Source organism: Proteus sp. CA142267, from assembly GCF_003336825.1.
Taxonomy (GTDB): Bacteria; Pseudomonadota; Gammaproteobacteria; order Enterobacterales; family Enterobacteriaceae; genus Proteus; species Proteus terrae.
Genome location: NZ_QPMG01000008.1, coordinates 58,535 through 71,804, shown reverse-complemented (window position 1 = coordinate 71,804; position 13,270 = coordinate 58,535). Strand labels below are relative to the sequence as shown.

Genomic DNA, 13,270 nt, shown 5'->3' with positions numbered 1-13,270 from the left:
GTTGCGATTAAACAGGTCGGATACTCTCTTCATCCAGTTCAGCATCAAAATATTGCTGTAATGTTTGAATCGTTTTATCCGTAATAATCGATTGACGCGATAACGCCAATTTTTCATCATAAATGGCTTGTCGCCACTCCAACGGTGTTTTTACCGCAGGATCATCATCTTCTATAATTGTGAGTGAAATTGCTTTTCCATGCAATTCACTTAACGCATTAGTGAGCGTGCGTAACGCATTTGCTGAATTTAAATGTTTCTGTTTAGTTCGTAAATGCAAAATAACGTTTTCTTCACTTACTGTCTCTTTATACGCATTTAATGCCAGTTGTTGTACTAATTTAGGTAACGGCATTTTGTCAATTTCAGCGGCCCAAACATCTCTTTCTTGCGACTCTTTAGCAATTTTTGCTGCTAATTCAGGCGTTTTTTCATATTCGAGAACTTCTTTGATCTCTTTTGGTGAAGAAACAACCTCTTGCGTTGACATTAATTCAGGGTTTTGTGGACGCCACTGGTACTCTTCTTTTTTCTTCTTTTCAGGCGCATTAGTCTGACGCTTAGCAACTTGCTGGCGTTTTTCACTCACGGCTGCTAGCCGCTCTAATGCACTAGCAGCCGGCTTAGCCCGATTAGGCGTAGCCGGTTCAGACTTTTTTGGCGGAGTTTGTTGTTCAGTCCCCTTTATTGCCTGCCTTGCTCTTAAAAGTTGTGCTGCGGGACTATTGCCTAATGAAGCACTATTTTCTATTGGTGAAGAAGGTTGGTGAGCCATTTGAGACGAATGCGTTTGCGCCGCTTGTGGAGCATAATGTTCAGACATTCTATTCACAGGCAGTGATGCCGAAGGTAACGTTTGTGCTAATGGCGCAGAAGGTATTTCGTCAATCACTGTTTTAGGATGAAAAGCAAGCGCACGTAGCAGCGTCATTTCAACGCCCATACGTCTATCTGGTGCATAAGCTAGCTCTTTTCGCCCTACTAATAAGGTTTGATAATAGAGTTGTAAATCTTGTGGAGAAACAGATTTAGCCAATAAACGTAAGCGTTCTTGAGTAAATTGCTCTTGAGGATTTTCTTCACTAGGCAATAATTGCAACATTGCAATTTGATGCAGTAATGAGAGTGTTTCAACCAAGAAATTTTCCCAGTCAGTACCTCTTGAAGCAACTTCATTAACCAGCGACATAACCTGTTGGCCATCGGCTTTTACCAGCGCTTCAATCAATGCTAAAGGCTGAGTATCATCAATCGTGCCGAGCATTTGACTAACCACTTCCGCACTGACAACACCTTCGCCACTTGCAATAGCTTGGTCTGTTAAGCTTAATGCATCTCGCATACTGCCATCAGCGGCACGCGCAATAAGTTGACGCGCTCTTACATCATTTTCAATATGCTCGGCTGCAAGCACTTTTTCGAGTTGTGTCGCAATCTGGTCAATATCTAATGCACGCAGATGAAATTGTAAGCAACGCGATAAAATCGTGACAGGTAATTTTTGTGGATCGGTCGTCGCCAATAAGAATTTAACGTGCTCTGGCGGTTCTTCTAATGTTTTTAATAGCGCATTAAAACTGTGACGAGAAAGCATGTGAACTTCGTCGATTAGGTAGACCTTAAAACGTCCACGAGCAGGCGCATATTGCACATTATCAAGCAATTCACGGGTGTCTTCTACCTTAGTACGAGATGCGGCATCGATTTCAATTAAATCGACAAAACGCCCTTGTTCTATTTCAAGACAATTTGCACATTGACCACAAGGTTTACTCGTAATGCCAGTTTCACAATTAAGCCCTTTGGCAAATAATCGGGCAATAGTGGTTTTTCCAACACCTCTTGTGCCAGAAAAAAGATAGGCGTGATGAAGTCGCTGATGATCAAGACCATTAGCTAAAGCCGTCAACACATGACGTTGACCAACAACATCGTTAAAAGTTTGTGGGCGCCACTTACGGGCTAGTACCTGATAGCTCATTGATTCCGCTAAATTTGAACAAGATTTATCTCTATGCTAACACAGGGACGACCTATTGAGCGAGATTTGTAAGAAACAAATGAGATATTGATGAAAGAACCAGCAGAAATTGAAGATAAAATAAAAAGTAACAATTGTGCGGGCAATATACATTTATAAAAATAGAAAAACTTATAAACGATATATAAACACCCGCACTTTTACTTGTGTTTACGATAAGAGCTCATAAGCCCTTCTCTAAACAGTGAAGATATTAATGTCCTGGAAAATCAACCAGTGTAAAGCTGTGAACACCTTGTTTTTCTAAGCGTTCGATACCGCCTAAATCAGGTAAGCAGATAATGAAAGCGGCTTCTGTCACAGTACCACCTAAACGGCGGATAAGACGAGCAGTTGCTTCAATAGTGCCCCCCGTTGCCAGTAAATCATCAACCATTAACACTTTGTCTTGATCCGTAATGCTATCTTTGTGGATCTCTAAAGTATCTGTGCCGTATTCCAGATCATAAGTTTCACTGAGCGTTTCGCGAGGCAATTTACCTTTTTTACGAACAGGAACAAAACCAACACCTAGGCGTAAGGCAACAGGAGCACCAAATAAGAAGCCACGCGCTTCGGTACCCACAACTTTAGTGATACCCTGACCTTGATAGTGCTCTACCAATAAATCAATGGTTGCCTGATATGCAGCAGGATTATCCAATAACGTAGTGATATCACGGAATAATATCCCTTCTTTTGGATAATCAGGAATGGTTTCAATACTGTCTTTAATAAATTGCAGTTGTTGCGCGTTAGCAGTCATAATCAGTGCCATAATAAAAAACGAAACGATAGAATCTATGCAATATGCCGTTAAAATGCAACAGAAAGCCAGTTAACAACTCTTTTTTGTTGCTTTAAGTCAATTCATGTTTTTATCAAAACAGGGACAAGAACCAGATGAATAAACCCGATCCTTTAAGCTTGTTTAAAAAACAGATAGACAATCTTGCCGAAACAGTGGCGCCTATTGCAAACAAAAAAATTGCAGCACCTTGCTTCGACACAGCACTGTTCCACCGCCGAAGTGATTCCCTTGGTGGCTATATGCAACAGATCCGCGATAATTTTACCCAGTTAATCGCTTGTGTTGAGGCACAACGAAGCCAGCAGGTTAAATTTCTGGCCACACAAATCCTACAACAAATTGAAGCATTAACTCGTGAATTATCGACACAAACACTAAGAAAGCAAGAGAACCAGCTTACTCAACGAAAAAAAAGTGTCGATTTATACCAAAAGCTTGCCCAACATCAGGATTATGAACGTCGATTACAATCCATGATCCAAGATAGAGAACTTTCATTAACGCAAGCACAAAGCTTTATAAAGCAACAAGAGTTACAAAAAGAGATTGCTGCGCTTGAAAATCGCCTTGCGCGTTGCAAAAACGCCCTGTTTTCTATCGAAAAGAGCATTGAGAAACAAGAAGATAAATTTTAAAAGGAGTGACAATGAGTTTAAAAGAAGCACCTGAGTCTGTTCAATTGGCAGTCGATCTTATCTATTTACTTGAAAGCCACCATATTGATCCTAAAACAGCACTAGAAGCGCTTGAGATTGTGCGCCAAGATTATGAAAAAAAATTGGCGACACAATCTACCCGTTCATCTCTTTAATTAAGCGAAAGGCGTATTGGCTTCAGGTGTTGAGCCATCCAGAGGACGTTTTATCTCTTGTACTTCATCACCTTGTTTATTATGCAAGTAGACATCAAGTTGGTTAAACGCGATATTGATATTATTTTCATTACATAGCTTATCAATAGCACGGTTAACCTCATCTATTGCAATACTTCTATCACCTAATGTTCTGACATAAAAACGCAAATCATGATTTAGGGTACTTGCTCCAAATTCAGTAAATAGCACCACTGGTTCTGGTTCAGTCATCACTCTGACATTATCTTTAGCGGCTTTCATTAAGATCTCTTTGACCTTATCAAGGTCAGATCCATAAGCAACGCCCACTTGAATAATAATACGAGTCACCGTATCAGATAATGTCCAGTTAATAAGCCGTTCGGTTACAAACGCTTTATTTGGAATAATCACTTCTTTGCGATCAAAGTCAGTCACTGTGGTTGCCCTAATACGAATTCGGCTAACTGTACCGGAATAAGTACCAATAGTAACGGTATCACCAATTCTGACAGGTCTTTCGAACAAGATAATTAAGCCAGACACAAAGTTTGCAAATATCTCTTGTAAACCAAACCCTAAACCAACCGTTAAAGCTGCGGCTAACCATTGCAATTTTTCCCATGCTACGCCTAATATTCCCAGTGATACGATGGTTCCGATAGCAATAATAATGTAGGTCAAAATAGTTGTGATTGCGTAAGAAGCACCTTGTTGCAGTTTTATACGAGATAAAATTAATACTTCTAATAGCCCCGGTAAGTTTCTCGTCATAAACCAAGAAATTGCCATAATAGAAACAGACAATAATAGATCAGCAACAGTAACTGCCTTAACAACATTACCTAATTCTGTTGGTAAATTGTAACTCCAGAGCGTTATTCCATCTAAATAGGTAAATACAGTAATAAAATCAGACCAAATTCCATAGAAACTAAAAGCAAAGATGATAAATAAGATCATCGTTGTTAGTCTTAATGATTGCTGATTGATTTGATCCATATCCATTGGTGGCTCTTGAATAGGTTCAAGGCTGTTATCTTCACCTTCTTTTTTCTCTTTTAACATAGCTTGTCTACGTTCAAGAGCTCGGCGATAAGCAAGCCTTCTAGCGGCAACGGTTAATCCGCGTAAACTGGCGTGGTAAGCAATAAACCACAACATAAGCAGATATAAACTATCGATCCAACGATTTGCCAAACGTAACGCCGTATAGTAATAACCAAAAATAACCAGCCCCATTAAAATTAAAGGAGAAAACGTTAATAAGGTAATTACTACGGTTCTAACAACATGATTGCCTTTCTCTTGCCACATTTCACGGCAAAATGGCAGTGCGCATAAGCTAATACCAAATAGTGAAATAATTGCAATCAACTGCCCAATAACATCGCCCACCAGCAATAATGGATTATTAATCCCATAAGCAGAAAGCAAAATAATAGGCAACATAGGAAGAGAGAGTCGCAATAAACGTTTACGGTTTTGTTGGACTCGTTCCATTGGAATTTTAAAATGTTTTACAGCAACACCATCGTCAGACATTAAGCGATAAGACCACTCAAACATCAGCCAAAATACTGCAAATTGCCAAGTGAAAGACCAGATAAATTCTTGTTGCACATTAAAGCTATTGATTAGCCAATATCCTATTGCTAAGACGAAACAAGATAGAGGTAGTGTTTTTAGAAAGACAATTCCCAGTGCGAGAGGGGTATGTAACTGGGAATCTTTATTGAGTTTATTAATATCCCCATTGAGTTTTTCAAACTGGATATCAAGTTTCTTACGTTGCCAAATCAGTATTAAGCCGAACAAAACGAGCACAATAAGAACAGGAAGTGATTTCTTAGCCCCGATCAGCAGATTTTCATTTGACCAATTAAGTTTAAAACCTTGAAACTCAGCAACCGCCTGAGCAGGAAATGTTGAGAACCAATTGAGATTAATTGGCTTATTACTGCTTACCCAGAAAATTTGCTGAGCCAATGTATTTTCAAGTGAACTCACCACACTGCGTAATTGCTGTTGATCCATTTGTAGGTTAATCGAACCCGAGATTTGATTACCCAATTGATTATTGAGCTTATCAAGTAATTCACGTCGAGCATCAACAAGTAATTCTAATGCGCTACGTAGCTCTTTTTGTGCATTGGGATCTGTCACTTCAGGATAAGCAACTTGATATTCATGCATCAACTGATCAATATAAATACTTGGCTGTATTATCTGATCGCGTTGTTTGTTTATTTCAAACTGCTCTAAACGTAAGTCTGCAATTTTATCCGGCAGATTATTAATGAAAATACCATCAGGTAAATCGACCTGCTCTTCAAATAAAATACGAGAAAGCAATAAGCTTCCTTTAAGCACATCAATTTGTTCTTTTAAATTTCGCTCAGATTGAATAGCTCTGTCTAAACGATTTTTGACCATTAGGCTATGGCGGTTTAACTCATTATTATTTTGAGTTGTAACAATCAACTTATCACTAAGATGTTTATTGATTTCTGTTTGTGCCAAATAGAAAGGATTATTATTAATGACCTGATTTTCAAGCCCTGCACTTTGTGCCTCTTTCGCTGTTTCTTCTGAACTATCTAAACGTTTATCACTGATCTCTTCTTGAATGAGTTGAGCATATTCTTGAGAAAGATCGATGTAAGCAGAGCTATAATCACGCTGAAGTTGTAATAAACTTTGCAACTGCACATTAGATTGTAAAGTACGTTTTTGATAATTATTCTGTTGTTGAAGGTAATATTGCTCTAATTGTAATAATTGTACTGCTGAAGGTCGCATTTGCGCTTTATCTGCACTGCTTTTATTCAATAATGTTCTTATTTGTTGCAGTCTTTCTGAATTATTAAATAAAACAGATTGCGCCCTTTCTGGTTGTGTTTGTAACACAATAAGTTCATTGCTGTAATTTGCTAAATCGTCTTGCGCTTTTTGTAATGATTGTAAGACAGTCTCTAATTGTGACTCTAATGTTGCTAATGGTAATGCTTTTAGTGACTTTTGATAGTCTTCTGCTTCTTTATTAGCGGCTTTCTGTTTTAACTGATTAAGTTGATTTTGTGCATTACGCAGTTTTTCAGGTAATTGCTCTACAGTTTTGTCATAACTTGCTAATTTTTTTTCTAACTGTTGAATGTTATCAAGTAATAAGAGCGATTGTTCAAAGTCAGCAATCGTTAATTTATCTTCTGCACTTAACTCACTACGTTTGTTTAATAAATTAAGCTGGTTTTGGATGCTTTCTTGAGTAGGTAAATTACTAGGTACCGCAGCTAAAACTGAGGTGATGGAGAAACTCCAAAAAATAAACATAATAACCGTGACGAATATAGTCGTCATTATTCGATTATTAAACTGAGAAAAAAAAGTTTGAGTACGCATAGTTAAGCAACTTGTTCAATTAATATTGAAAAACTGTTTATTATTATAATCCAATTGCTTTAAATTGGCATTGTAAACAGCACAAGTTGCTTGGCTTGTTTCTCGCCTGAGAAAACGAAATAGTGATCAGAAAGTCAGTACTTTATCAGCGTCTAATGTCCACTGAGCTAAATCTACTAATGTGCCTAATTCTGCGCCATCAACAAGCGGTAAATCACTAATACCACGGGTATCTGTGCATGTTTTACAGAGTTTAACTGGAACGTTCTGTGCTGTTAGAATTTCCAACATTTGCTGTAAGTTATAACCTTCCTTAGGTTGTTGGCGAGCTAAAGCCCCTGTTACCGCATCTGACATTAAAAAAATATTTAATTCAGTTTCTGGATGCTGTTCTTTTAATGTTATTGATAAACGCAGTGCGTTAAATAATGATTCATTACCATAAGCGGCACCATTAGCAATAACTAATACCTTACTCATAAACATCTTCCTCAAGTTTAATAATAAATTAAGATGGCGCTGATATTCTCATATTTGCGCTGTACTTTATCATATCAATAAAGCTATCAACCAAATATTGACATTCATCTTTGATAGAAAAACTTTCTGGTGAAAATAACCAGTTTTCGGCAAGACCTGTCATCATTGCTCTTAACATGATGGCTGATCTTCTTAAATTAAGGTCGGCAGGAAGTTGTTTTTTTTCAATACAACGAGATAAAGACTGTTCTATTCTGGAGTGATCTGCTGCACACAATTCTCTGCGAATTTCAACAATTGGTGTCATTTCACCGACAAATTCGCATTTATGGAAATATATTTCTAAAAGTGCATTATGTTTGGGATCATCGACAATTGATGTCAATATGTAAATAAGCAATTCTCTTAATACAAATAGTGGATCATCTGGGTATTTTGTTTGATACTCTATTTCTAAAGATTCTATTTTTAAGTCGGTGAGTTCGCACGCTTCAGTAAATAAATCCACTTTATTTTTAAAGTGCCAATATATTGCGCCACGGGTAACACCTGCCGCGGATGCAATATCTGAAAGTGATGTGGCAGAAACGCCTTGCACAGTAAACAGCCTAAGTGCAGCATCAATAATCTGCTGTTTTGTTTCTTGTGCCTGCCGTTTAGTTTTTCGTGCCATTAATCCTCGATTTTGACTGAAGTTAATTTACATACATTCATGTATGTTTGTACTATACATCGCAACCAATCATCAACTTAATTATTTTTATCCCGGGAAACAACGTTTGAATAGAGGTTTTCTTATGCGAAAAAACAGAGGGGTTTTGCCTCTGGCTCTGTTAGTGCTATCAGGCAGCTTGGTTCTTGCTGGATGTGACGACAAAGCTAAACAGTCCGCTGGGGGCCCACCTCCTGCACCGGCTGTGGGTGTTGTGACTTTAGGAGCACAAGCTCTGACAATCACCACTGATTTACCTGGTCGTACATCAGCCTTCCGTATTGCTGAAGTTCGTCCTCAAGTTGGCGGCATTATTTTAAAACGCAATTACACCGAAGGTAGCTATGTAGAAGCAGGTACATCTTTGTACCAAATCGACCCAGCCATGTTTGAAGCAACTTTAAATAGTGCACAAGCTGAACTGGCGAAAGCTAAAGCTAATGCTGAAATAGCTCGTCTCACTGTAGAGCGTTATAAGCCTCTGCTGGGTACAAACTATGTCAGTAAACAAGATTTTGACTCTGCAACTTCTCAGTACGCACAGGCTGTTGCCGCTGTTAGAGCAGGCGAAGCTGCTGTAACAACAGCAAAAATTAATCTTGGATATACCAAAGTAACATCACCAATTTCAGGTCGTTCAGGTAAGTCAAGTGTCACCGAAGGTGCGCTTGTAGCTCCAGGGCAACAAGTTGCACTGACAACTGTTCAGCAAATCGATCCGATTTACGTCAATGTGACGCAGTCGAGTGAAGATTACCTGAAGCTCAAAAATGAAATTGAAAGTGGCGTTATTCGCCAAGAGCAAGGCAAACCTGTTGTTCATTTAACACTGACTAATGGGCAAGCTTACGCACAGAAAGGCCATTTAGAATTTTCTGATGTGACTGTTGATGAGACAACAGGCTCAATTACTATGCGTGCTATCGTACCTAACCCTAATGGGGAATTATTACCAGGTATGTTTGTTCGCACTAAGTTAGAAAATGGTATTCGCCAAAATGCAGTTTTGATCCCACAACAAGCTGTTATTCGTACAGCGCGTGGTGATGCAACAGCAATGATTGTTAATAAAGACAACGTTGTTGAAGTTCGTACCATCGAAGTGTCACAAGCTGTTGGTAATAAATGGCTCGTTAATAGTGGTGTTCAGGCTGGTGATCGCGTTATCGTTTCTGGATTGCAAAAAGCAAAACCAAAAATGACAGTAACGCCTCAAGAAGAGAATTTAGATACGAAGCCATCACCTGAACAAACTGAGCCAGCTAAGAATCCTCAATAAGGAGTCGGTGATCCATGCCTAAGTTTTTTATAGATAGACCGATATTTGCGTGGGTAATTGCGATAATTACCATGCTCGCAGGTCTTCTGGCACTCATCAAACTGCCTGTTGCCCAGTATCCAACGATTGCGCCGCCAGCGATTTCTATCTCTGCGGTTTATCCTGGTGCTGACGCTACCACTGTGCAGAACACCGTTACCCAAGTTATCGAACAGAATATGAATGGTATCGATAACATGGTGTATATGTCTGCGACCAGTGACTCAGCCGGTATGATGAATATCACTCTGACCTTTGAAGCAGGTACTGATCCTGATATCGCGCAAGTACAGGTGCAAAATAAATTGCAACTTGCTATGCCGTTATTACCTCAGGAAGTGCAACAACAAGGGATTAGTGTTGATAAATCCTCAAGTTCATTCTTGATGGTTGCAGGTTTCATCTCAAATGACGGTTCAATGTCACAAGATGATATCGCAGACTATGTGGGTGCAACGATTAAAGACCCATTAAGCCGTGTAACCGGTGTGGGTGAAACCCAGTTATTTGGTACCCAATACGCAATGCGTATTTGGTTAGATCCAGATAAATTGGTGAAATATAACATGACAACACTTGACGTTATTGGCGCAATTAAAGCGCAAAATAACCAAGTGGCAGCAGGTCAATTAGGGGGAACACCTCCTGTTCCTGGCCAGCGTTTAAACGTATCAATTATTGCTCAAACTCGACTCAATACCGCGGAACAATTTGCTGACATCCTGATGAAAGTCAATACTGACGGCTCACAGGTTAAGCTAAAAGATCTTGGTGTAGTTGAAATGGGTGCTGAAAGCTATAGTACCATTGCTCGCTTTAATGGCTTACCTGCTTCCGGTATCGGTATTAAATTAGCAACAGGTGCTAACGCATTAGATACAGCCACTGCTGTGCGTGCTGCATTAGCTGAAATGGAGCCGTTCTTCCCGGCAGGATTAGAGGTCGTTTATCCTTATGATACAACACCATTCGTTAAGATCTCTATTTTCGAAGTGGTAAAAACGCTTATTGAAGCTATCATGCTGGTATTCGTAGTTATGTATCTGTTCTTACAGAACTTCCGTGCTACGTTAATCCCAACAATTGCAGTACCTGTTGTATTGTTAGGTACCTTCGCCATACTTTCAGCGTTTGGTTATTCGATAAATACCTTGACGATGTTTGCGATGGTGCTTGCCATCGGGCTTCTGGTGGATGACGCCATCGTTGTGGTAGAAAACGTCGAACGTGTTATGCAAGAAGAAGGTTTATCACCTAAAGAAGCAACACGTAAATCTATGGGACAAATCCAAAGTGCATTGGTCGGTATCGCTCTTGTGCTTTCTGCGGTATTTATTCCAATGGCATTCTTTGGTGGTTCAACAGGTGCGATTTATCGCCAGTTCTCTATCACCATCGTATCAGCAATGGTTCTGTCTGTTTTCGTTGCATTGATTTTAACACCCGCACTTTGTGCGACTATGTTAAAACCAATACCGAAAGGCAGTCATGGTGTGCAAACTGGTTTCTTTGGTTGGTTTAACCGTACCTTTGAAAAGAGTAGCCATCACTATACTGACAGCGTATCCCGTACACTTCGTGGTACTGGTCGTTACTTATTGATTTACGTTTTATTAGTGGCGGGTATGGCGTTAATGTTTGTTCGCTTACCTGCATCGTTCTTGCCAGAAGAAGACCAAGGGGTATTACTGACAATGGTTCAGTTACCTGCTGGAGCAACACAAGAACAAACTCAAAGCGTATTAGAAAGAGTAAATGACTACTTCAATACCGATGAAAAAGAACTCGTTAAATCTGTCTTTACCGTTAGTGGCTTCGGCTTCGGTGGTCAAGGTCAAAATATGGGTCTGGTTTTCGTTGTATTGAACGATTGGGATGAACGTAAAGCAGATGAAGACAAAGTTCCGGCAATTGTAGGTCGTGCCAATATGGCATTATCCCAAATTAAGGAAGCCTTTGTTTACTCATTTAATATTCCAGCAATTGTTGAGTTAGGCTCTGCGGGTGGTTTCGAATTTGAGTTAGTAGATAAAGCTAACCTCGGTCACGAAAAACTCATGGAGGCCCGAAATCAATTACTTGGAATGGCAGCGCAACAGCCTCAAATGTTAATGGGTGTGCGCCCTAATGGTCAGGAAGATACTTCACAGTATCGTCTGTATATTGACCTAGAAAAAGCACAAGCTCAAGGCGTTGCAGTTAGCGATATCTATTCAACATTAGGTACGATGTTTGGTGGTAGCTACGTTAACGACTTTATCGACCGTGGTCGTGTTAAGAAAGTTTACGTTCAAGCTGGCTCACAATTCCGTATGTTGCCACAAGATATCGGTAATCTTTATGTTCGTAACAATGTCGGTCAGATGGTTCCATTCTCATCCTTCATTGATACAAGTAAAGATCCTTGGTTATACGGCTCTCCTCGTTTAGAGCGTTATAACGGTTTACCAGCAGTTCAAATTCAAGGTAGTGCAACACCAGGTCAAAGTAGTGGTGACGCAATGCTGATGATGGAAGATCTCGCAAGTAAATTACCAAGCGGTATCGGTTATGAATGGACAGGAATGTCATATCAAGAACGTTTATCGGGTAACCAAGCGCCTGCGCTGTATACCATTTCCTTGATAGTCGTATTCCTTTGCCTTGCTGCTCTTTATGAAAGCTGGTCAGTACCGTTCTCAGTTATGTTAGTCGTTCCACTGGGTGTTATTGGTGCACTTGCACTAACATCAATAAGGGGCCTTGAGAACGACGTTTACTTTAAGGTTGGGCTCTTAACAACCATTGGGTTATCGGCGAAAAACGCAATCTTAATTGTTGAATTCGCCAAAGACTTAATGGAGAAAGAAGGTAAAGGACTCATAGAAGCAACGTTAGACTCTGTTAGAATGCGTCTACGTCCAATTCTAATGACTTCACTGGCCTTTATGTTAGGGGTTATTCCTCTAGTATTAAGTAACGGTGCAGGTTCTGGTGCTCAGAACTCAGTAGGTACAGGTGTATTTGGTGGTATGATTGCCGCAACCTCCCTTGCTATTTACTTTGTTCCTATTTTCTTCGTCGTGATCCGTAGACGATTCGCGAAGAAAAATGAAGATTTAGAACATCCAAATCATTCACACTAATTTGAGTGAGAATACCAAAAAGGTCGCGCAAGCGACCTTTTTCTTTATCTATTGATGTATTGTTTTAAATGAAAACTTATCTCATTATATTATTTTTAAGAAATATCTCTTTAATCAATAAACTCATTTTATTTTTTTTCTTATATGTGACTTTTTGTCAAAATTAAACAGTTCTGTTATTTATAAATAACAGCGATAATTATGCCTCAATTGCACGCTTAAACATTCAAATCATAATAAAAACAAAGATAATCATTACGTTAAGAAAAACACTCTTTAATTGAGATTTGTTGATTTTTACGAAAATAGACAAAATTCTGTTGTTCAGATAGTGACTTATGCAATAATAGTGCTATATTAAGCAAAGAAATGCTTATTGTATAAATTTCAAACTCATTTGTGTGCAATTGAGTGCTTAGTATTATCTTTTGATATGCTATTAATTTGTTAGAAATAATAAATATAACTATTAAACTCTTTTAGCATACGAGTAAATATAAACACCCATTTTCAAGTTTATGTTTTTTATTAATCCATTAATGAATTATGTGATGTCTCTCGTTAATAAGT

At 39.0% G+C, this 13,270-nt stretch carries 9 protein-coding genes; 4 read left to right on the top strand and 5 right to left on the bottom strand.

The window, feature by feature from the left end; translation table 11 throughout:
* Window positions 1–7: 7 nt before the first annotated feature.
* Entirely contained in the window at window positions 8–1,981 is a 1,974-nt protein-coding gene (gene dnaX, locus C0T34_RS13440) for a DNA polymerase III subunit gamma/tau (protein WP_109850303.1), read from the bottom strand.
* Window positions 1,982–2,234: 253 nt separating this feature from the next.
* Window positions 2,235–2,786 (bottom strand): adenine phosphoribosyltransferase, encoded by a 552-nt coding sequence (apt, locus tag C0T34_RS13435; RefSeq protein ID WP_036911661.1) that lies wholly within the window; start codon window positions 2,784–2,786, stop codon window positions 2,235–2,237.
* A 137-nt stretch (window positions 2,787–2,923) separates the two neighbouring features.
* Between apt and C0T34_RS13430 the strand changes: the two genes are divergently transcribed.
* Window positions 2,924–3,466, top strand: coding sequence for a primosomal replication protein (locus C0T34_RS13430; RefSeq protein ID WP_098941091.1), 543 nt, complete (start codon window positions 2,924–2,926; stop codon window positions 3,464–3,466).
* A gap of 11 nt (window positions 3,467–3,477) precedes the next feature.
* The gene (gene rsmS, locus C0T34_RS13425; RefSeq protein WP_098941092.1) at window positions 3,478–3,642 is read left to right on the top strand and encodes a pleiotropic regulatory protein RsmS; all 165 of its coding nucleotides are present in this window, start codon (window positions 3,478–3,480) and stop codon (window positions 3,640–3,642) included.
* On the opposite strand, the gene mscK is transcribed toward rsmS, so the two are convergent.
* The 3 genes from mscK to acrR form a co-directional block, all read right to left on the bottom strand.
* Window positions 3,643–7,023 carry a mechanosensitive channel MscK gene (gene mscK, locus C0T34_RS13420; RefSeq protein WP_231039478.1) on the bottom strand — a complete coding sequence of 1,127 codons (3,381 nt, stop codon included), beginning with the start codon at window positions 7,021–7,023 and terminating at the stop codon, window positions 3,643–3,645. It lies immediately after the preceding gene.
* A 168-nt stretch (window positions 7,024–7,191) separates the two neighbouring features.
* A complete protein-coding gene (locus C0T34_RS13415) occupies window positions 7,192–7,545 on the bottom strand; it encodes a DsrE/DsrF/TusD sulfur relay family protein (protein WP_098941094.1) in 354 nt (117 codons plus the stop codon).
* Between the two features lie 28 nt (window positions 7,546–7,573).
* Window positions 7,574–8,218 carry a multidrug efflux transporter transcriptional repressor AcrR gene (gene acrR, locus C0T34_RS13410; RefSeq protein WP_098941096.1) on the bottom strand — a complete coding sequence of 215 codons (645 nt, stop codon included), beginning with the start codon at window positions 8,216–8,218 and terminating at the stop codon, window positions 7,574–7,576.
* Window positions 8,219–8,342: 124 nt separating this feature from the next.
* On the opposite strand from acrR, the gene C0T34_RS13405 reads away from it, so the two are divergent.
* Both C0T34_RS13405 and C0T34_RS13400 read left to right on the top strand, forming a co-directional pair.
* Complete coding sequence (locus C0T34_RS13405; protein ID WP_098941097.1) at window positions 8,343–9,536, top strand: efflux RND transporter periplasmic adaptor subunit; 1,194 nt, start codon at window positions 8,343–8,345, stop codon at window positions 9,534–9,536.
* A 14-nt stretch (window positions 9,537–9,550) separates the two neighbouring features.
* A complete protein-coding gene (locus tag C0T34_RS13400; protein ID WP_098941099.1) occupies window positions 9,551–12,700 on the top strand; it encodes an efflux RND transporter permease subunit in 3,150 nt (1,049 codons plus the stop codon).
* Window positions 12,701–13,270: the final 570 nt, after the last annotated feature.